Annotated in this window: 17 protein-coding genes and 2 tRNA genes; 18 read left to right on the top strand and 1 reads right to left on the bottom strand. The window is 58.7% G+C overall.

Features of this window, described 5'->3' with window-relative positions; all coding sequences use genetic code 11:
- The first annotated feature begins 46 nt into the window (after nucleotides 1–46).
- The gene (locus C1896_08720) at nucleotides 47–934 is read left to right on the top strand and encodes an EAL domain-containing protein (protein AZZ44984.1); all 888 of its coding nucleotides are present in this window, start codon (nucleotides 47–49) and stop codon (nucleotides 932–934) included.
- A gap of 176 nt (nucleotides 935–1,110) precedes the next feature.
- Here C1896_08720 and C1896_08715 read toward each other — a convergent pair whose 3' ends face one another.
- Nucleotides 1,111–1,416, bottom strand: coding sequence for a hypothetical protein (locus tag C1896_08715; GenBank protein ID AZZ44983.1), 306 nt, complete (start codon nucleotides 1,414–1,416; stop codon nucleotides 1,111–1,113).
- Between the two features lie 410 nt (nucleotides 1,417–1,826).
- Between C1896_08715 and C1896_08710 the strand changes: the two genes are divergently transcribed.
- The 17 genes from C1896_08710 to C1896_08630 all read left to right on the top strand — a co-directional run bounded on the left by C1896_08710 (nucleotide 1,827) and on the right by C1896_08630 (nucleotide 20,221).
- Nucleotides 1,827–1,903: transfer RNA gene (locus tag C1896_08710), tRNA-Met, on the top strand.
- 182 nt (nucleotides 1,904–2,085) lie between these two features.
- A tRNA-Met gene (locus C1896_08705) sits at nucleotides 2,086–2,162 on the top strand.
- 746 nt (nucleotides 2,163–2,908) lie between these two features.
- On the top strand, nucleotides 2,909–3,682 hold the full coding sequence (locus C1896_08700; GenBank protein AZZ44982.1) for a hypothetical protein: 774 nt from the start codon (nucleotides 2,909–2,911) through the stop codon (nucleotides 3,680–3,682).
- Between the two features lie 60 nt (nucleotides 3,683–3,742).
- Nucleotides 3,743–4,924: an aminotransferase DegT gene (locus C1896_08695; protein ID AZZ44981.1), complete on the top strand. Its 1,182-nt coding sequence runs from the start codon at nucleotides 3,743–3,745 to the stop codon at nucleotides 4,922–4,924.
- Nucleotides 4,925–4,946: 22 nt separating this feature from the next.
- The gene (locus tag C1896_08690; GenBank protein ID AZZ44980.1) at nucleotides 4,947–6,473 is read left to right on the top strand and encodes a polysaccharide biosynthesis protein; all 1,527 of its coding nucleotides are present in this window, start codon (nucleotides 4,947–4,949) and stop codon (nucleotides 6,471–6,473) included.
- Nucleotide 6,474: 1 nt separating this feature from the next.
- A complete protein-coding gene (locus C1896_08685) occupies nucleotides 6,475–7,404 on the top strand; it encodes a glycosyl transferase family 2 (GenBank protein AZZ44979.1) in 930 nt (309 codons plus the stop codon).
- Between the two features lie 64 nt (nucleotides 7,405–7,468).
- The gene (locus C1896_08680) at nucleotides 7,469–9,679 is read left to right on the top strand and encodes a tyrosine-protein kinase (GenBank protein AZZ44978.1); all 2,211 of its coding nucleotides are present in this window, start codon (nucleotides 7,469–7,471) and stop codon (nucleotides 9,677–9,679) included.
- Nucleotides 9,680–9,699: 20 nt separating this feature from the next.
- Nucleotides 9,700–10,443, top strand: coding sequence for a hypothetical protein (locus C1896_08675; protein AZZ44977.1), 744 nt, complete (start codon nucleotides 9,700–9,702; stop codon nucleotides 10,441–10,443).
- 47 nt (nucleotides 10,444–10,490) lie between these two features.
- The gene (gene rfaH / locus C1896_08670; GenBank protein ID AZZ44976.1) at nucleotides 10,491–10,994 is read left to right on the top strand and encodes a transcription/translation regulatory transformer protein RfaH; all 504 of its coding nucleotides are present in this window, start codon (nucleotides 10,491–10,493) and stop codon (nucleotides 10,992–10,994) included.
- 44 nt (nucleotides 10,995–11,038) lie between these two features.
- Nucleotides 11,039–12,298 (top strand): glycosyl transferase family 1, encoded by a 1,260-nt coding sequence (locus tag C1896_08665; GenBank protein ID AZZ44975.1) that lies wholly within the window; start codon nucleotides 11,039–11,041, stop codon nucleotides 12,296–12,298.
- A complete protein-coding gene (locus C1896_08660) occupies nucleotides 12,243–13,562 on the top strand; it encodes a hypothetical protein (protein AZZ44974.1) in 1,320 nt (439 codons plus the stop codon). The genes C1896_08665 and C1896_08660 overlap by 56 nt, the downstream gene beginning before the upstream one ends.
- Complete coding sequence (locus C1896_08655) at nucleotides 13,559–14,896, top strand: hypothetical protein (protein ID AZZ44973.1); 1,338 nt, start codon at nucleotides 13,559–13,561, stop codon at nucleotides 14,894–14,896. Before C1896_08660 ends, C1896_08655 begins: the two co-directional genes overlap by 4 nt.
- Nucleotides 14,897–14,912: 16 nt before the next feature.
- A complete protein-coding gene (locus tag C1896_08650) occupies nucleotides 14,913–16,031 on the top strand; it encodes a glycosyltransferase family 1 protein (protein AZZ44972.1) in 1,119 nt (372 codons plus the stop codon).
- A gap of 141 nt (nucleotides 16,032–16,172) precedes the next feature.
- Nucleotides 16,173–17,390 (top strand): glycosyl transferase, encoded by a 1,218-nt coding sequence (locus C1896_08645; protein ID AZZ44971.1) that lies wholly within the window; start codon nucleotides 16,173–16,175, stop codon nucleotides 17,388–17,390.
- Nucleotides 17,391–17,774: 384 nt separating this feature from the next.
- Nucleotides 17,775–17,999: a hypothetical protein gene (locus C1896_08640; GenBank protein ID AZZ44970.1), complete on the top strand. Its 225-nt coding sequence runs from the start codon at nucleotides 17,775–17,777 to the stop codon at nucleotides 17,997–17,999.
- 124 nt (nucleotides 18,000–18,123) lie between these two features.
- The gene (locus C1896_08635) at nucleotides 18,124–19,122 is read left to right on the top strand and encodes a glycosyl transferase family 2 (GenBank protein ID AZZ44969.1); all 999 of its coding nucleotides are present in this window, start codon (nucleotides 18,124–18,126) and stop codon (nucleotides 19,120–19,122) included.
- Between the two features lie 28 nt (nucleotides 19,123–19,150).
- Nucleotides 19,151–20,221, top strand: coding sequence for an acyltransferase (locus C1896_08630; GenBank protein ID AZZ44968.1), 1,071 nt, complete (start codon nucleotides 19,151–19,153; stop codon nucleotides 20,219–20,221).
- Nucleotides 20,222–20,230: the final 9 nt, after the last annotated feature.

The following is a 20,230-nucleotide window of genomic DNA, read 5'->3' as shown; positions in this document are numbered from 1 at the left end:
CCGCCATTGTGCGGCCCTTCGCATTTTAAGGCCGCACGAGACCATCATGACCGTTACCGAGCAGTTGAGCACGCTGGATTCCATCCTTGCTCACGGCAGCGTTACCAGCCTGTTCCAGCCCATCGTGTCGCTTTCCAAACGACTCATCCTCGGCTACGAAGCGCTGACACGAGGGCCATCGAACACCTCGCTACACTCCCCTATCAACCTGCTCGCAGCGGCTCGACATGCCGGCCGACTCAATGAGCTGGAAATGACCTGTCGCGAGAATGCCTGTCGTCGCTACAGCCAGCAGCAGCTGCAGAGCAAACTGTTCCTCAACGTTTCGCCGGAAACGTTGTTGGATGCTAAGCACAAGCCGGGCCGCACTCTAGAGTTACTGCATCAATACGGCATCTCTGCCGAGAAGGTCGTGATCGAACTTACGGAGCAAACGCCCACCGACGATTTCGAGCTGCTTCGTGCCGCCTTGCATCACTACCGTGACATGGGCTTCTCCATCGCTCTGGACGACCTCGGTGCTGGCTATTCCAGTCTGCGCATGTGGTCGGAGCTGCGCCCCGATTACGTCAAGATTGACCGCTACTTCATAGATGGTCTTCACCGCGACGCCGTGAAGCGCGAGTTTGTCGAATCGATCATGAAGATAGCCAGAGCGTCACAGGCTCAGGTCATCGCGGAAGGCATCGAGCTGAGTGAAGAACTGCACGTCCTTTCAGACATGGGCATCGACCTGGTTCAGGGCTATCTGTTGGGGCGACCTGAGGAGGAGCCAAGCGCCAGCGCTAGCCTTCGTTTGCCTAATTTTGCAAATCATGGCAAGCCATTAGGAGACGACCACCCGGCTTGGGCGCTCTGGCATTCAAGCAAAGCGCGCTCCTTCCCTTCCATTCGGGCAGCCTGTTGTAACTGTTCCATCAACAGGCAAATTTGAACATCGCAGCGCGACACGCAAGCGGGCTTCAACGTAAGCAAAAGCTGCTGTCCGGCGACCTGTCACAGCAGCACCACCACTGACGATGGATGATCTCGTCGAGGCTAGCAGCAGTGGAGGCAGCATCGGGCGACGACATTTTCCTTTCGCCGTTATCGGCTCATAAAACGGGGCGATCAATCCTGATCTCGATCGCCCAATGTCCGGCGCGGGCGATGCTCCATATCGGTATCCGTGTCGCCATGATTGGATTGCTCATAAGCCTGCTGCGGTCGCTGGTCGGGTACTTTGCGATCCTTCTCGGAATCTTCCGGTAGTCGCTCGATACCCGCACCGGTGCCCATAGACCCATTACCTAGGGTTCGATCGACCGAGCCCGAGTTCTGCGCCAGCTGAACGGTGCCTGGCATTGTGACGCCAGCTGTAGCCGTGGCTGTAGCTGCAAGCGCCGCTACCAGTGCGATAGGCAAATAGCTCCGCATACCCTTCTCCTCTATTCGAGCGCTCCCAGCTATTTAGGCAGCCGGCTGCCGGCATAGGTCCACGTTGCCGACAGATGGAAAGCGGAACCGTTGTTTGCATTTCGCGGTCCACTACATCGAGAGCAGATGATGTCTAGTTAGAAAGGAATCCAACGATGATCACACCGCCACTGGTAATTCTTCTGATTGTGATTGGCTGGAGTGCAGCCGCCCTGGCAATGCTTTGGGGCATGCTGCGAATCGCGCGTCACCATCACAAAGCGTCCCCTAGCGCACGACCGGCTCGACACCAGCCCCCCTCGTCCGAGCCCCACGCCGCGCATGTTTCGCTAACTGCCTGACGAAAGATTGTCCGTTTGGCAATAAAACCGTGACAGATCAACCGAAAGATGTAGAATGCCGCCCACAGACGCGGGATGGAGCAGTCTGGTAGCTCGTCGGGCTCATAACCCGAAGGTCGTCGGTTCAAATCCGGCTCCCGCAACCAAATACGAAAAGGCCACTCAATCGAGTGGCCTTTTTCGTTTGTATCGCTGCATGACGCCTGAGTGGATGTGCTCAGCTCGTTGTGCCAAGCCAGCCAACCTGGCTAACCACCTGAAAATAAAACGCTTTATCGCCGCGGAAGGTTGACACGGGTTCGTCAGCCTGTAGAATGCCGCCCACAGACGCGGGATGGAGCAGTCTGGTAGCTCGTCGGGCTCATAACCCGAAGGTCGTCGGTTCAAATCCGGCTCCCGCAACCAAATAGAAGGTCACTCATTGAGTGGCCTTTTTTTTTGCTGTTCGCTTTGCCTCATAAATAACTTATCTCGCATATAAAACCCGCCCCTTCTTTTAATTTTTCGGAATAAATGAAGAAGCTTTCAGCGCACATCTATTTGTTGCGCAAATGGTCGTAGATCAAACGGATTAGTTCCGAAGATTGAGCCAAACTAAGCCCCTCCCGACCTTCGCCTGCCTATCAGAGTAAGAACTCCCTTTGCTATCAATGAATTGAGATAAAGCACCCCGTTGGTGCATTTATTTTTTGTTTCGGATCTTGACTGCCGTCAGGTTCTGAATGTTAACTACATCACATAAATCAGCGGCAGTTCATTTAGGGCGGCAAACCAAAGGAAGCCGGTACTGCGCTGATGCACATGGATGGCGTTTCCCCCAGTTGTAGCTGGGCTGCCTGCGACAATAAATACTTTGATGCTTATCTCGAATTCTAGCCGAGTGCGGTAGCTCTGCCTGAAGCCTACTGCGGAGCCAGCCACTCTGGTTCAACAACAACGCAGACAGGGCCACAGGCGCCTAAGCGGCTGGTGGCGGTAGGTTCGCCAGGACGAATTACGTTAGCGGGAAGTCTATGCAGCGCTACTTGGGCTCATAGTTTTCTCAACGGTAATGCCACCTGCACCAGCCAATACCGTTGTCGAGCAGATTTGACTTTCCTAATACCTGACTAAAACGCTTACTCGACTGTATTATCCAACTGGAGTGCATCGTGAATACATCTTTTCGCAACTTGGAAGCGTCAGCCCTTCAGCTAATTACCAGCGAAATAAACAACAAAGGAAGCTCCTGCATTACCAACTTCCTATCAAACGAACAACTGGCATCGCTTCAAGAAAGCGTCCGGGTCGAGGCCGAAAAACATAAAGGAAGTTATTTCGCTCATCATGGTGGCGGCGAAATAGAAAGTTGTCTATTGGGCGCGCTAGGCGCTTCGCCAGAGTTTCGGAATATGTTGGCAAGTGTCTATCAGGCGGGCGCAGGGCAAGCCGCTTATAGCGATGAAATACTTAAAGTCCTGCGCTGTGTGCAGGGGACCTCAGGCCGGCGCGAGTCCAATTGCTTTCACTACGACGCCAGTCTGGTCACCGCACTACTGCCCATCGAAATTCCTCAAGACGGGGTCGATCGGGGTGATCTCATTCTGTTCCCCAATGGTCGCCGCATACGCTCCAATGTCCTGATTAACGTTGTGGAAAAAGCGTTATTGCAGAACGCACTGAGTCGAAAACTGATCAGCTCGGCCATCCGCCACAAGCTTTTGCGACCCGAAAAGCTTCAACTTGTCCCGGGCAACCTCTATCTGTTCTGGGGCTACCGCACACTGCATGCGAACGAACCCTGCGATCCCTCCCACCGCCGCGCAACAGCCATCTTCCACTATGGCGATCCCCACGCCGGAAGCTTCGCGACCCGCATGATCCTCAAGCTGAACCAGCGCCGGGCACGACGCGCAACAGCCCTGGGTACGCAACCTACTGCGTGATCTCACAGACGCACTTTTTTGCGTCCGCTATCCGCCGTGACGACCGATAAGGACATCGAGATGATCAATGTCACCAAATCGTATCTGGGCAATAAAACCAAATTCCTGGGCTACGTCGACAGCATCTACGCATCCGGTTGGTTGACCAATCATGGCCCGCTGGTGACTGAGCTGGAGGAGCGGCTGCGCGATTACCTGGGTGTCAGGAATATCATCCTGACCAACAACGGGACCTTGGCGCTGCAGATCGCTTATCGGGCACTGAATCTCTCCGGCAGCGCCATCACAACTCCGTTCAGTTTCGTCGCCACCACCAGTTCGCTGCAGTGGGAGGGCGTCCGGCCGATATTCGCGGACATCGACAAGGCCACCTGGAACCTGGATCCCAAGGCGATCGAAGCGAGGATAGAGGCCGACACCCAAGCGATCGTGGCCACCCATGTCTTCGGCAATGCGTGCGACGTCGAGACTATCTCGCAGGTTGCGCAGCGGCATCGCCTGAAGGTGATCTACGACGGCGCCCACGCGTTCAGTGTCCGCTACAAGGACCAGTCGGTATTCAACTGGGGCGACATCAGCACGCTCAGCTTTCACGCTACCAAGCTGTTCCACACCATCGAGGGCGGCGCCATCGTCACCAATGATGACGCCTTGGCGGAAAGGATTCGCTTGCTCTGCAACTTCGGCATTGTCGACACCGACATCATCGACGGCATCGGTATCAACGCCAAACTCAACGAATTTGCCGCCGCAATGGGCCTGTGCATCCTCGACGAGATGGCGTTGATTCTGGAGCAGCGAGAGGAAATCGCCAGCCGCTACGAACAACAGCTCGGTGATCATTTCGACTTGCAGCGCCAGCAGCCGTACTCACAACGCAACCACAGCTACTTCCCGATAGCCCTGACGGATGAAAACCAACTGCTGCATTGCCGGGCGGCGCTTAAGAACGAGGGTATCAACCCGAGGCGCTACTTCTACCCCTCGTTAGACACGCTCAGCTACGTGCAGCCGCAGATCCCACAAACCGAGTCCCGCGCCCTGAGTCGCCGGGTGCTGTGTCTGCCGATCTACCCGGGCCTGCCACGGCACGTCCAAAACACGGTTATCGAAACGCTATTGAATCAGTCATCGCAGGGCAGCCGCCTGGCCACCGAACGCGTCTGGCCTCAGGTCGCTGCCAGTCTGTTGCTGGAAGACCGTTTACGCCCGCCAGCCCCAGCGTACAAGCGCATTTTCTGACTCAATTAGAACGGCTGACGACATGTCCGATCGAAATCTATCAATGCTTCGCAACACCGGCCTTAGCTACGCAGGCCAAGCGTACGCCATGCTCATCGGCATCCTTATCCTGCCTTTCTATCTCGGGCACCTGGGCGCCGAGGCCTATGGCCTGATCGGCTTTTTCGCAGTCCTGCAGGCCTGGCTGCAGCTGCTGGACGCCGGCCTGTCCCCTTCGTTGGTTCGTCAAATAGCGCATTTTCGCGGTCGTAACGGCTCCGCGGCGCAACGCTACGAACCGGGACGACTGCTGCGTTCGTTCGAACTCATCTTCCTGCCGTTGGCCCTGCTCACCGCGCTCAGCATCCATTTCGCCAGTGGTTGGATCGCTCACCAATGGTTGCAGGCAGAGGAGCTGAGCAGCGCCACGATCGTCCATTGCATCAGCCTGATGGGCTTGATGATCGGCCTCAAGCTCTACGCCACCCTCTACAAGAGTGGCCTGCAAGGGCTTGAGCTGCATGCTTGGCTGAATGGCGCAAACGTCACCGTCGCCACACTGCGCTATTTCGGTGGATTGTTTCTGGTGGCCAATATCAGCCAGAACCCGCAGGACTTCTTTGTCTTCCAGGCCGCTGTCGGACTGCTCGAAACGCTTATCTTCGCCGTCAAGGCGTACAGTTTGATGCCCAATCCGAAGCTGCTGGTCGGCTTCAACTGGGCAGTGGTCAAGCCGGTTCTGCCCTTCGCCGCTGGCATTTCGCTGACCTCGGTGCTGTGGATCGTCCTGACGCAGCTGGACAAGGTGCTGCTGTCCAACGTGCTACCGCTTAAAGAGTACGGCTATTTCTCGCTGGTCGCGCTGATGGCGACCGGCATCATGACGTTGACCAATCCATTGGTGCAGACGCTGCTGCCGCGGATGACGATGCTCGTTGCTGAAGACCGGATCGCCGATATGCAGGCGCTCTATCTGAACGCGACCCGGTTCGTCTGCAGCCTATTGTTCCCGTTGGCGGGAGTGATCGCATTTCACGCCGCCGATCTGGTTTTCGCCTGGACCGGTGACGCAGAGGCAGCGAAATGGAGCCGCCAGATACTGCCTTGGTACGTGGTCGGCAGCGCGATCATGGCCGTCACCGCCTTTCAGTTCTATCTGCAATACGCCTACGGTCAGCTGCGCCTCCATGTGTGGTTCAGCTTGGTCAGTGCAGTGCTGAGCATTCCCGTGGTCATTTACGCAACCCTTGAGCATGGCGTGTACGGCGCAGCGCTGGCCTGGTTCGGGCTACGCATGCTGACCTTTCTGATTTGGCCGTCGATGGTGCACAAGCGCTTCGGTGCCGGCCTGCATCGACCCTGGCTACAAGATCTGTTGCGTATCACGGCCATGACCGGCCTGGGTCTGCTGATCGGCGAACCGGTGTTCGCCGCCATCGCCAGCGAAAACCGATTCGACATTCTTCTAGGGCTGGCCGTCAGCGGGCTGATCTGCCTGACGCTGGTGGCCTTCACCTCCAGGCCGGTAGTGATGCGGCTTTACGTAATGATGACCAAGTCGAGCGTTTGAAATGGATACCCAATCGAAAACCGAACAGGACGTCATGGCAGCGTGGGGCAATCAACGATCTCCCCTGCTGAGCATCATCTGCCTGACCTACAACCATGCAGCGTTCATAAAGGAAACGCTGGAAGGATTCATCAGGCAGGAAACCGATTTCCCATTCGAGGTGATCGTCCATGACGACGCCTCGACCGACAGCACCACGGCAATCATCCGTGAATACGCCGCACGCTACCCGAACCTGATCAAGCCGATCTATCAGCGGGAGAACCAGTACAGCCTAGGGGTGCCGTTCAGCACGCGACTGTTCGCTCAGGCCCGCGGCAGGTATATCGCCTATTGCGAAGGGGATGACTACTGGACAGATCCACGCAAGCTGCAGATCCAGGTGGACTTCCTCGAAAAATATCGCGACTACGTGATGACCTATCACGATGCATTCATGTTCAACAGTCAGGGCGTCGTCCGTACCCCTCATCTGACCGGCAAATATCGAAAGGACGCGAGCGCTCTACAGCTGAAACAAGCGCGCCCGATTTCAACCCTGACCGTCTGCTTTCGCAATCTGCTGCATGAGCTTCCGCCGGAGCTGCACGGTGTCGAGGTTCTGGACATCTGTTGGTGGTCGTTGCTTGGTGCTCATGGCAAGGGCAAGTTCATCGAAGAGATCAAACCTGCGGCCTATCGGGTGCACGAAGGCGGCATCTTCTCGATGCGCAGCAGCAAGCAACGCATCCAGATGACCACGCACGCCTATTACAACCTCGCGCGTTACTACCAGCGCATCGGCGACCCGTCGCTTTACGAGTACTTCATGATTCAGGTGTTCGCTCAGGTACTCGCTTCGATCTCCCCGCTCAGCAAGCTCCAGGCGCTGGGCCAGGTCTTCCAGAACATCAGCATCAATCTTTTGCGCAGGCTGACCCCAGGTGTCTGACGAACACCTGGCCGTCACGCCCGCTGCTGCACCGATGGCGCAACACTCAAGGAAGGAACCCGCAATGACTGCAATGGCCCGCTCTTCGCTGGACTACGACGGCGATAATCGGATCGATCTGGCGCGCATTCTGCGCGTGGCGTTCGATCACAAGCGTCTTATTTTCACCATCACCACCCTCTTCGCGCTGCTCGGCGTCGCCTATGCCATCGTCGCCACACCCATCTACGAAGCCACCGCGATGATCCAGATCGAACCGAAGAAGGCGGGTATCACCGGCATTCCAGAAGCCGTGCCCCGGCCTAACTCGGTATCCCAGGCGATCACCGAAATAGAACTGATCAAATCCCGTGCTGTGCTGGGCAGCACGGTCAATGATCTGAAGTTGTACATAACCGCACGGCCTAAGTACGTCCCGCTGCTTGGCAGCTACCTGGCCCGCCAACACGATCCCGTAGAAGACGGCGAGCTGGCTGCGCCGATATTGGGAATGGACAGCTACGCTTGGGGCGGAGAAAAGCTGGACATCTTCCAGCTGGACGTGCCGGAAGCCTACCTGGGCGAGAAAATGCTACTGCGTGCAGGCACTGCCGGCTCATACCGTCTGTATGACGCTGATGAAAAGTTGCTGCTGGCTGGCAAGATCAACGAGGCCGTGCAGCACGACGATTTTCGGGTACAGGTCGCTGAACTCAAGGCCCGTCCCGGCACCGAGTTCATCGTCGTGCGCAGCCGCCCGCAGACCACCGCACTGGACTACCAGAAGCGACTGAAAGTGGGGGAAGCCGGGAAGGACTCCGGAATTATCTATCTCACGCTCGAGGACCCGGATTCGGAGAAAGCCAATCGGGTCCTCGATAAGATCAGTCGCCTGTACGTGCTGCAGAACATCGAACGCAGCTCCGCCGAAGCAGCGCAGCGCCTGGAGTTCCTGCGGTCGCAGGTGCCGCTGGTGCGCAAGGAACTGGAAAAGGCTGAAGCCGCCCTCAACGACTATCAGACCAGCGCCCAGTCGGTGGATATCAGCATCGAGACCAAGGGCGTGCTCGATCAGATCGTCGCGCTGGAATCCCAAATCTCCGAGCACAACCTCAAGCGCACTGAATACAACCAGCTCTACACGCCGGAACACCCGACCTACCAGACGCTGATGAAGAAGATCGGCCAGTTGCAGGCGCAGAAAGCCGCGCTGATGGAGAAAATCGACACCCTGCCGATGACGCAGCAGGAACTCCTGCGCCTGAACCGCGACATGCAGGTCACCACGCGCACCTACACGCTGTTGCTGGACAAGGCACAGGAGCAGGACATCCTGCGTGCGGGCACCATCGGGAACGTGCGGGTCATCGACAGCGCGTACGCGGTGGTGGAAAAACCGGCCAAGCCCATCAAGCCCCTGGTGGTACTGGTTGCGATCTTCGTCGGGCTGCTGGTGTCGGCGATGGTGATCTTGCTGCGACAGGTGTTCTATCGCGGTATTGAAAGCCCCGAAACCATCGAACATCTGGGTACTCCCGTGTATGCGGCGCTGCCCTTCTCGCCGAAACAGGAGCACCTGTACCGGTTGCGGAAAATCCGCGATGGCCGAAGCAAGCTGCTGGGTCGCGCCGATCCGGCCGACCTGGCGATCGAATCTCTCCGCAGCCTGCGCACCAGCCTCAAATTCGCCATGCTCGAGGCACGCAATCAGGTGCTGGTCATCACCAGCCCTACTCCCTCGGTGGGCAAATCCTTCGTCGCCAGCAATCTGGCCTCGGTCATCGCCCAGGCCGGTCAGCGCGTACTACTGATCGATGCCGACATGCGGCGCGGCTATCTGGCCGGCATGTTCGGCCTGGCGCCACGCAACGGGCTGTCCGACGCCCTAGCCAGCGGTTTGCAACTCGCCGCCGTCGTCAACAAAACCGATCAGGCCAACCTGCATTTCATCGCTAGCGGGCATTCCGCGCCCAACCCCTCGGAACTCTTGATGCATGAGAACTTTGCCCGTTTGCTGAAAGAAGCCGAGCGTGAATACGACTTCGTGATCGTCGATACACCACCGGTGTTGGCAGTAACGGATGCCGTCCTGGTTGCACAACAGGCCGGCACTTGCCTGTTGGTGGCCCGTTATGGGCTGAGCACCGCCGGCCAGGTCGAAGCCTCCAAGCGACGCTTGGCGCAGAACGGCGTACTGCTCAAGGGCGCCATCCTCAACGGCGTCAAACGCAGGGCCTCGAGCTCCGCCTACGAGACCGGGGCCTACGGTTACTACAGCTATTCTCAAAAAGCCTGACACACGCGAGGGATAAGCCCGTGCTCAGAACCGTCTCGATGATGCAGCCCTACCTGTTCCCCTACCTTGGCTATTTCCAGCTGATCGCGCGCAGCGATGTCTTTGTGCTGGGCGACGACCTTCAGTACGTCAAGGGCTCCTGGATTAACCGTAACCGCGTGCTGGCGAACGGGCAGCCAAAACTGATCACGTTCCCGTTGCGCAAAGCCAGCCAGTTCTCCCCGATCAACCAGCGCTGGCTATGCGACGAGTTCGAGCAGGAAGCTCAGAAACTGTTGAAAACGCTGGAGCTGAGCTACTCACGCGCACCACACAAGACCGAGGTGATAACGCTGGTGCGCCAGATTCTGGCTCATCCGGAGCGCAACCTGGCGCGCTTCATCGAAAACTCCATTCGGCGGATCTGCGCCTATCTGCAGATCGCAACGCCTATCCGCATCGGCTCGGAGTTGGGCTTGCCGGCACGCATGGACAAGCAGGAACGCGTCGTCACCATCGCCCACAAGATGAACGCCGAGCTGTACATCAACCCCATTGGCGGCACGGCGCTCTACTGTCCTGCCTACTTCAGATCGAACGGACTGGTGCTGCGCTTTTTGCGCATGGATGACTTGAGCTATCCGCAGTTCAACCATCCCTTCGTGCCCTCGCTGTCGATCATCGACGTATTGATGTTCAACAGCCGAAGCGAAGCGCAGGCACTGCTCAAACGCTTTTCTCTGGTCGAGGGAATAGAGCAGTCGGCCACGTTGCAAGGCGCATGACGTCGACAGAACGGACATTGAAATTTTCACTACGGAAGGCAGTTCATATGACCTCGCTCAGCAGCGCTCGCTGGTACCTGATCCAGACCAAACCCCGCCAGGAAAGCCGCGCCGAAGACAATCTTCGACGTCAGCACTTCGAGTGCTACCGGCCAGTAAAGCCAAACGCCGCAGGGAACGGAAAGGCGGACGAAGCGCTCTTTCCGGGCTACCTGTTCATCCGTCTCGATCGGCAGCTGGATAACTGGTATCCGATCCGCTCCACTCGCGGCGTCGCCCGAGTGGTGGCCTTCGGTAGCGAGCCGACGCCGGTCAGAGACGAGCTGATCGAGCAGTTGCGCCAACGCCTGGCGGCCCCGTCCCAGAAGCCGCAGTTCGAACCCGGCGAAAAGGTGCAGCTGCACGGCGGCAGCTTCAACGAGCTCGAGGCGATCTTTGTCAGCGCTGACGGCGAGAAGCGTTCGGTGATCTTGCTGAACCTGCTGCAGCGTGAACAAAAGGTCCGTGTGCCCACGCGCTACCTCTGCAGCACCGCCGCCCTTCTGGCCTAGCGCTGGCCTGTCGATCGGATTGACGGCTCATTGAGGGGCGCACCATGAAAGTCCTTGTTCTACACAGTTTGTATGCGCCCCATATCGGCGGTGGTGCCGAAATCGTTGTTCGCCAGATAGCCGAAGGGCTCCAGCGTCGCGGCTGCGACACCGTCGTCCTGGCGACCGGACCAGAGGCCGGGCTGCACGAAGAAGAGCTCGACGGCGTGCGGATCTACCGAGCCGGGCTGGATAACTTTTATTGGCATTTCACCCAGTCCCGTCCCAGCCGACTGTTGCGGCTCGGTTGGCACTATCGAGACCGTTACAACCGAAGCATGCGGCGGCATGTGCGCCACGTCATCGAGCATGAACGGCCTGACGTTGTGGTGTGTAACAACCTCACCGGGTGGTCGATATCGGCCTGGGATGAGATCAGCGCGGCCGGGCTGCCGATCGCTCAGGTGCTGCACGACCTTTACCTGCTTTGCCCCAAGGACACCATGTTCAGCAAGGGCCGAAGCTGCGAGCGCCAGTGCGGCATGTGTTCGGCCTTTCGCCAGCCGCATGCTGCTGCGTCGGCTCAGGTCGCAGCGGTCATCGGAGTGAGTCGTTTCGTCCTCGATCGAATAACGGCCGAGGGCTACTTCAGCCGGGCCAGCCAGCATGTAGTGCACAACTGCGTCGACTCCAGCCACAGCCACTCGGCCAAGCCACGCCTGCATCACAGCGGCCTGCTGCGCTTCGGTTACATCGGCACGCTGTCTGAAAACAAGGGGGTGGGCTGGCTGATCGAGCAGTTCCAGGCGCTGTCCATCAACGCCACGCTGGAAATCGCCGGTCGCGGCAAGCTGGATTACGAAGCGAAGCTCAACGAGCTGGCCGACCCTTCCAAAGTGAGGTTCGTCGGCTATCAGCCTTCAGAACGCTTCATGCAGGGGATCGATGTACTGGTCGTACCGTCAATCTGGGCTGAGCCTTTCGGGCTGGTGGCGGTCGAGGCCTGCGCGCAGCATCTACCCGTCATCGCCACGAACATGGGCGGCCTGCCGGAGATCATCCGGGACAACCTGAATGGCTTGTTGTGCACGCCGACCGATCCCGACTCCCTCGGCAGGGCCATGCTCAAGCTCTATCTGGACAGCGGCCTGCGCCATCGATTGTCCAGCCAGGCACGCGATAGCGTCGCCACTTTCTTAGATACGGAACGAATGCTCGATCAGTATCAGTCGATCCTGTGTTCCACGCTGCACGGCCGGAGCGCCCACGATGAACCCGAGTTCGCTGACCATTTCGCACCGCAGGTCGAGACCGCTGGCGATTGACAAACCCACCGTGCTCACGCTGATCGCGGCCTCGCTGCTGATCAGCGAAACCTTTGCCGGCGCACTTCGCTACTACCTGGATGTTGCCGGCGTATCCGCCCTGCTCTACCTGCCAAAGCTGGCCTGCGTCGCCGCGGTTGCGTTGGAATTACCCAGGGCCCAAAGCAAACCCGGCGTGTGGCTGGTGCTGTTTGCTGTGCTGGTCTCGAGCCTGTTCGCGCTGCTGCACGGCGCCACACTCGGCAATGTCGGCTTCAGTCTGTTTATTTACATTCCGCTGCTGTTCGGCTTGTTCTGCGGCGGCTACCTGGAACAGAGAACCCGCCTGCTCAGCTGGGTAATCGGCCTGTGCCTGGTCGCGTCCCTGCTCGGTATTGCGCTGGACATGTTCACCAGCGTGCCGTGGAAGGGCTATAGCTACATGATGGGCGATGTCGAGTTGACCGCTAACAAATCATGGGCCTTCGGCAGTACCGACCGTCTCGCCGGGTTCGCCAGGATGTCGACCAACCTGGCCGTGATGATCGCCTTGTACAGCCTGTTCCTGGCGGCGTTCCTGCAGTCGCGGCTGTTACGGATGGTGCTGTACCCGGTGGCCTTCGGCGCAATCTTTCTGACGACCAATAAATCCACCGCCGCTGCGTACCTGCTGACCCTGATGATGCTGTTTTTGGCCGGCTATCGCCTGCCCAGCGCCACGGCATTTTTCATTGCCGTGCTGACCGGAATGGCATTGCCGATCGCCAGCCTGCTATTGAACATTCCGCAGAGCGAGGCCTATAGCGCCAGCCTGCTGGCGTCCTTCAATGACCGATTGATTCACAGCTGGCCAAATTTCATCGACGTCGTGACCAATGAAGGTTGGGGCTGGTGGGGCGCGGGTTTCGGTGCAGTAGGCAGCAGCGCGGCAGCCTTTCCATTGGCCTGGCTGGAGCTGCTGAGCATCGCCGATAACACCGCGCTGTATCTATGGGGAATGCTCGGCGTATTCGGCGTGCTGCTGTATCTGTTGCTGTTTCCGCTGCTGCTGCGCCTGCATGACCGTGGCCCGCGCATTCGCGACGCGCTGCTGGGGATCGTTTTCTGCACCATCCTGATTGGCTGGGCAACCGACGTACTGGAAGTCACTACGGCCACCCTATTCCTCGGCATGGCCATCGCACATGCCCTGACGCCGCGTGAGCGTCACCACCCGATTGCTACGGTATCAACGCGCTACGGCCTTGAACTCGACAAGCGAAAAACCAGGGACGACCGGCCATGAAATGTCGCCATCCACTACACCGTTTGGCGATTGCCGCCGCTGTGACCGTCCTTGCCATGCAGGCACCGGCACAGCCAGCTGAGGACCCGTTCATTCTGGGGGTCTGCTCGCATGATCTGCACCTACGCGACAGCACCAGCAAGGGCGTGCAGCTGCTGAAACAAGCTGGCATCGAGTCCGTGCGCACCGATGCGCACTGGGCCTTCCTCGAGCGCAGGCGCGATCAGCTCAAGGTGGAACCGCACTGGCCTAAGTATCTTGCCGGCAACGAAGCGCAGGGGATCGACAGCCTGTTCATTCTTGGCTACGGCAATCGCTTTCACGGCGACGGCGAGAAGCCACGCAGCGAACCGGTACGCACCGCATTCAACCGCTACGTGGCGTTCACCGCCGAGCAGTTTCGCGGCCGCATCAAACATTACGAGATCTGGAACGAATGGGATGTCGAGGACCCGGTCGATCCGCAGTTCACCGCGGACTACGCCCGGCTAATCACCGATGCCGCGGGCATCATCCGCCAGCATGACCCGGACGCCAAAGTGCTGGCCGGTGCAGTGACCACGAAGGGCATCGAATCCGGCTTCGCGCTGCGCCTGATCGAGGCCGGAATCATGCAATCGGTCGATGGCCTCTCGTTGCACCCCTACGTCCATTGCAGGCGTCGAGGGGAGAACACACCGGAAGCCTGGATCGAATGGCTCGCCGGCGTCGACATGGAACTGTCCCGTGCCGCCAATAAACCGGTGCCGCTTTACCTGACGGAAATGGCCTGGCCTGCGCACCAAGGTGCCTGCGGCATCGACGAAACCCTACAAGCAGCGTATCTGGCACGGAGTTTTTTCCTCGCCAGGACACTACCCAACGTGCGCGGATACTGGTGGTACGACTTCCGCAACGACGGCACCGACAAGCGCGAACGGGAACACAACTTCGGCCTGCTCAGGCAGGACTACTCGCCAAAACCTGCATACCAGGTGCTCGAAGCGATCAGTCCGATCATCAAGGATTACCAGTTCCTGGGCCGGGTCGAGGAATCCCGAAACAGCGTTCTGCTGCGCTTCGGCAACGACGAAGATCAGCTTCTGGTGGCCTGGAGTACTACAGACCAGACCCGCCCGGTCACCATCACCTCGGCAGGCAGGTCAGCCAGCAACCTGAAACTGCTGGATACCGCTCAGCCCGACAAGGGGTGGACCACCGCTATCGCCTGGCAATGCCCGAGCAACGCGGATCACTGCGCCGCCCGCGTCGAACTCAGCGCGTTTCCGAAAATCCTCAGCCTCGGACCTGATTCGGTCGGATCCGAGCCCTTGCAACCCATCTCGACTCGTTGAACAGAAGGAACTCAAGATGATCGTGATCAATGCTCGCTTCCTGACCCAGGACATGCGGGGCGTACAGCGGTTCGCTGAACAAATTTCCCTGCAGCTGAAGGACATGCGCGACGACTTGGTCTTCGTCGCACCCGAAGACATACGCCTGCACGAAAGCGCAGAGCAATTGCAGGTCCGACGTATTGGCCGACACCGAGGGCATGCATGGGAGCAGCTGGACCTCCCACTGTGGCTGGCACGCAACGGCTACCCCCCCCTGGTCTCGCTGTGCAACACCGCCCCTCTGTTCTATGGCAACCAGATCGCAACGCACCACGACATCACTTACATCAGGCACCCGGAAAGCTATTCCAGGACATTCAGAGCCATGTACCGAAACCTGACCCCGTTATTGCTTGGACGAACCAAAGCCTTGATCACCGTCAGCGACTTTTCCAGAAAGGAAATAGCGAGCCATTACGGTTATCCAGCAAGCAGCATATGTGTCGTGCCGAACGCCGTGGATGGGCGTTTCCAACCATTTTGCGCAGAGCAATGCCCGCGCGAGGCGGCGCCTTACCTGCTGGCGGTGTCGTCACCCAGTGCACACAAGAATTTCGCCCGTATGGTGGCGGCATTCCTCAGCATGGAAGGTCGGTGTGAAGTCGAGCTACGCATCATTGGCGACTCGAACCGGATCTTCTCGGGCAGCCTTCACGACGTGCCAGGCAGTCGGCGCATTCGCATGCTGGGCAGGCTAACCGATGAGGAACTGGTCGAAGCCTATCAGGGTGCGACTGCCTTCGTGTTTCCTTCGCTGTATGAAGGGTTCGGCATCCCGCCGCTCGAAGCCCAGGCCTGCGGTTGCCCGGTTATCGCTGCGCGCGCCGCATCTATTCCGGAGGTTCTGGGCGACAGCGCACTGTACTTCGACCCCCTGAACGTCGAGGACATCGCACAGAGCATGCAGCGAATCCTCAACGACGCCGCGTTACGTCAGGACCTGCGGCGACGAGGCAAGGCTAACGTCGCGCGGTATTGCTGGAACACCTCGGCTCGTCAGGTTTCCAGGCTCATCGACCAAGCGTTCACTGGAGCACGAAATACCAATGTTGCGGGCATCAATTCGCTGCCATTCAGCCAGCCAAAGCACTAGCCCGAGGCCCGGTCCGCCACCTGACTGTTCCGACGCACCACCCCCGCCCGCCGGTACAGCAGTAACGGCATCGGCTGCGATTCCCGTCACGGCAACTGAGGGGACGGCCGCCACTCCCCAACCTACAAAAAGGCCATCGCAATGAAAATCGCCATAATTCATGACTGGCTAGTGACCTACGCCGGTGCTGAGAGGGTGCTTTCCGGACTACTGGACGTCTGGCCGGAAGCCGACCTCTATTCCGTGATCGACTTCCTCTCCGACGAAGACCGCGCCAACCTCGGCGGCAAGCGCGCCACCACGACCTTCATTCAGCAACTGCCGAAGGCGAAGACGCACTACCAGAAGTATTTGCCGTTGATGCCACTGGCCATCGAGCAGCTGGACATGTCGGGTTATGACCTGGTGATTTCCAGCAGTCACGCCGTCGCCAAGGGCGTATTGACCGGCCCCAACCAACTGCATATCAGCTATGTGCACTCGCCGATTCGCTATGCCTGGGATCTGCAACATCAGTACCTGCACGAAGCGAGCCTGGACCATGGTTTCAAGGCCAAGCTGGCACGCATGCTCCTGCACTACATGCGCATGTGGGATCAGCGCACCGCCAGCGGCGTGGATGACTTCGTCGCCAACTCGCACTTCATCGGCCGGCGAATCAACAAGAGCTACCGACGCGAATCCACGGTGATCTACCCGCCGGTCGACACGCGCCAGTTCACGCTCCACGCGGAGAAGGAGGATTACTACCTGACCGCCTCGCGAATGGTGCCTTACAAGCGCATCCCGATGATCGTCGAGGCGTTTTCGCGGATGCCGGACAAGAAGCTGGTCGTGATCGGCAGCGGACCTGAGATGGAAAAGGCCAAGGAGCTCGCCACGTCGAACGTAACGCTGATGGGGTATCAGAGCTTCGCGGTGCTGCTGCACCACATGCAGCGCGCCCGCGCCTTCGTCTTTGCAGCGGAAGAAGACTTCGGCATAGCACCCATCGAAGCCCAGGCATGCGGCACGCCCGTTATCGCCTATGGCAGAGGGGGTGTACTGGAAACCGTACGAGGAATCGACCACCCCGAGCCGACGGGCGTGTTCTATACCGAACAGACGCCGGAGTCACTGATAGCCGCTGTGGGGCAATTCGAGGCGCAAGCGCATCTGATCCTGCCTGAGACTTGCCGCACAAGCGCAGAGCGATTTTCAACCGAACGATTCAGGCAGGAGATTAAGGTGTTCGTTGATACTAGGGTTCGAGAGGTTTCGTTGCTTCAAGGGCAGGACGCGCTGTTGCATCGACCAACGGTAACCCCTCTGAGCGTGGCTCAGGTTTACCCGACGGCTGTACCGATGAAGCACGCCTGACCGAGCCCTCATTCCCCATTGCGAGGCTTCAAGGATGAACACAACCACCGCAACACACCGCATTCAGACCCTTTCGGCATTAAGCCTCGCGCTGCTGATCAGCGGGACAACAAACGCCAGCCACAAAACCGGCTCAGCATACGATGAGCAGCACCTGCACGAGTATGAGAGTGCTGCGCAGGGCACGTCCCGCTGTGCGGCTGGAAAGAATATCTACAACCTCGGGTCACGCCAGAGCGTTAGCCCATGCATCGTGGTCAACCACGCCGACACACCATCTCCTGCCCCAATTCGCTTGGCGAAGCCGCTTTCCGGCAGCCCGTACATCCGCTCAGGCGAAAGCACTCGTTACTCGTTTTAACCCGCGACCTATTTGGAGACGCCATGGACAGTGCAGACCAAACCAAGCAAACGCTGGTGTATGCAGACGGGTATTCCTATACGGAAATATTCCAGGCTCCGGCAATCGCCGGCATGCCCGGTAATAACCCATTGATCAGTGTCTTCCACGCGTTCTTTACCGCAGAGGACGATAGCCCTTCTTCCGCCGATCGATCGGCCAATGGAACGTATCTAGCAATCAGCAACGCACCCGACAAGATCGTTTGATTCAGCTGTAGACCACGCTCAACGAGTTCCCGCTATCGCTCCAACCGCATCGCCGCAAGGGCCTTGCCAGATGAGCCACGCTATCAAGGTAGCGGGCATCCTCAGGATTCACGCCGAGACAACCATGACTTCGAAAACCACTGTGGTTACCGTGACCTACGGCGACCGGCTGCCCTATCTCCAGCAACTGATCGAACGGGCCCTGAGCTTTACCGCCATCAGCGGCGTGGTGGTGGTAAGCAACGCGGCGCTGGCACCACTCGATCAGTTGACGGAACGCTGGCCGGACCAGGTCCGCCTGATCGAGCTGACAGAGAACACCGGTTCGGCCAATGGCTACGCGGTGGGCCTTCAGGCCGCCTTGGCTACGGATGCCGATTACATCTGGATGATGGACGACGACAACGCGCCCACGGCTGCCGCGGTATCGATTCTGCACCGCGAGCTTGCGCGCCTCACTAGCCTGCTCGGCAAGGATCGGGTCGCGGTGCTGGGCTATCGGGCAACGCAACAAGCCGACGTTGCGCAAGGCGTGCCCCCGCGGTACATCCGCCAGCCGCGCTCCAGCTACTTCGGTTTTCATATCGCCCAGCTGCCTTACAAACTCTGGCGTCGGCTGCCCTGGGGCAAGCGGCCCAGTAGGCCACCCACGAGCATCAGCCTGCCATTCGCCCCCTACGGCGGCATGCTCGCCCATCGAAGCCTGTATGAACGGATAGGTCTGCCGCTCAAGGAACTGGTCCTCTACGTTGACGATACCGAATACACCCGGCGCATTACCGCCAGCGGTGGACGACTGTATCTCTTTACCGAAGCCGTGATCGAGGAGCTGGAGCAGTCCTGGAACATCAAGGAGCGCACCAGCAACATCTACGAAACCTTCCTGCTTGGTGATTCCGATTTCCGCGCCTACTACACCGCGCGCAACCAAGCATGGTTCGACAAAAACGTCTGGGCCGCTTCGCCCCGGCTTCACTGGCTCAACCGAGCGGTCTTTCTCACCCTGTTGCGCCTCTTTGCCCGCTTGCGTAACAGCCGGGAGCGCCTGGCGCTTCTCGAGCAGGCCATCCATGACGGCGAAAACGGTGCATTGGGCATGAACAAGACCTTCCCACTGCGTTGACTGTTCTGGACTTGATTAGGAGACGCGCATGGATATCGCATCGGTGCAACGCGACGAAAACAACTTTGACTTTCTACGCTTCTTCGCTGCGTCCGCAGTGGTGCTTGGCCATTGTTACTGGCTGTCCGGACTGGGCGCTGTCGAACCGGTGCGGCTGTTCACCGGTTCGATGGATACGGCCGAGATAGCGGTGAATCTATTCTTCGTCATGAGCGGTTTTCTGATTGCCGCATCGTGGATTCACAGCCGCAGCAGCCTGGACTTCGCCGGCAAACGAGCGCTGCGAATATTTCCGGCGCTAGCGGTATCGACGCTGTTCACGGCTTTCATTGTCGGCCCGCTGGCCACCGAATTGTCGCTGAGCGAGTACCTGCTCAATAGCCAGACCGTCCGCTATCTGACGAATGTGGCGCTGTTCACCCAGTTCCACCTGCCTGGCGTATTCACCGAAAACCCGTTCCCCGAGACGGTCAATGGATCAGTCTGGACGCTGCCTTATGAAGTGCTGATGTACACGATGTTGTTGTTGCTGGGGCTGCTCAAACTGTTCGGACGAATCGCCGTACTGGCAGTGCCAATCGCGCTTATGTTCATCCATTTCCACTTGGCGCCTAACCTTGGGCTGGAGAGCGACATGCTGCGCAAGGTGACTCGCCTGGGCATGTTTTTCTTTCTCGGATCAGCGCTCTATCTGTATCGCAAGATCCTGCCCTGGGACTGGAAGATCGCGGTCGTGCTGCTTACGCTTTCGCTGATCAGCGCGAGGACCGAGTGGTGGTTCCTCGTTCATGTGCTGACATTGCCCTACCTGACCATTTACCTGGCGCACCTGAGAATTCCGCGACTGTCTCGCTTCGGCCGATACGGTGACTTTTCGTATGGCATCTACATTTTCAGTTTCCCAGTGCAGCAGCTGTTGGTTCATTGGCTGGACCCGAAGCTTTCGCTGCCAATGTTCATGGCGATCAGCCTGGCAGCGAGCATCGCCATCGCTGCATTGTCCTGGCACCTGATCGAGTCGCCAGCGTTGCGCCTCAAGCGCTTCCTGCCAAGCAACCGGCAAGGTGTCAGCGGTGCGGGCCTAACCCCGGCGCCCTGAGCGCAGCAG

The sequence above is a fragment of the Pseudomonadaceae bacterium SI-3 genome (assembly GCA_004010935.1).
Lineage (GTDB): Bacteria > Pseudomonadota > Gammaproteobacteria > Pseudomonadales > Pseudomonadaceae > Stutzerimonas.
The sequence above is the reverse complement of the archived record's forward strand: the minus strand, read 5'-3'. Positions and strand labels throughout refer to the sequence as shown.

Bases quoted from the DNA above. Each gene is read 5' to 3' on its own strand.
- C1896_08720 (AZZ44984.1), top strand. From the start codon at position 47: ATGACCGTTACCGAGCAGTTGAGCACGCTGGATTCCATCCTTGCTCAC.
- C1896_08715 (AZZ44983.1), bottom strand. From the start codon at position 1,416: ATGCGGAGCTATTTGCCTATCGCACTGGTAGCGGCGCTTGCAGCTACA.
- C1896_08695 (AZZ44981.1), top strand. From the start codon at position 3,743: ATGATCAATGTCACCAAATCGTATCTGGGCAATAAAACCAAATTCCTG.
- C1896_08690 (AZZ44980.1), top strand. From the start codon at position 4,947: ATGTCCGATCGAAATCTATCAATGCTTCGCAACACCGGCCTTAGCTAC.
- C1896_08685 (AZZ44979.1), top strand. From the start codon at position 6,475: ATGGATACCCAATCGAAAACCGAACAGGACGTCATGGCAGCGTGGGGC.
- C1896_08680 (AZZ44978.1), top strand. From the start codon at position 7,469: ATGACTGCAATGGCCCGCTCTTCGCTGGACTACGACGGCGATAATCGG.
- rfaH (AZZ44976.1), top strand. From the start codon at position 10,491: ATGACCTCGCTCAGCAGCGCTCGCTGGTACCTGATCCAGACCAAACCC.
- C1896_08665 (AZZ44975.1), top strand. From the start codon at position 11,039: ATGAAAGTCCTTGTTCTACACAGTTTGTATGCGCCCCATATCGGCGGT.
- C1896_08660 (AZZ44974.1), top strand. From the start codon at position 12,243: ATGAACCCGAGTTCGCTGACCATTTCGCACCGCAGGTCGAGACCGCTG.
- C1896_08655 (AZZ44973.1), top strand. From the start codon at position 13,559: ATGAAATGTCGCCATCCACTACACCGTTTGGCGATTGCCGCCGCTGTG.
- C1896_08650 (AZZ44972.1), top strand. From the start codon at position 14,913: ATGATCGTGATCAATGCTCGCTTCCTGACCCAGGACATGCGGGGCGTA.
- C1896_08645 (AZZ44971.1), top strand. From the start codon at position 16,173: ATGAAAATCGCCATAATTCATGACTGGCTAGTGACCTACGCCGGTGCT.
- C1896_08640 (AZZ44970.1), top strand. From the start codon at position 17,775: ATGGACAGTGCAGACCAAACCAAGCAAACGCTGGTGTATGCAGACGGG.
- C1896_08635 (AZZ44969.1), top strand. From the start codon at position 18,124: ATGACTTCGAAAACCACTGTGGTTACCGTGACCTACGGCGACCGGCTG.
- C1896_08630 (AZZ44968.1), top strand. From the start codon at position 19,151: ATGGATATCGCATCGGTGCAACGCGACGAAAACAACTTTGACTTTCTA.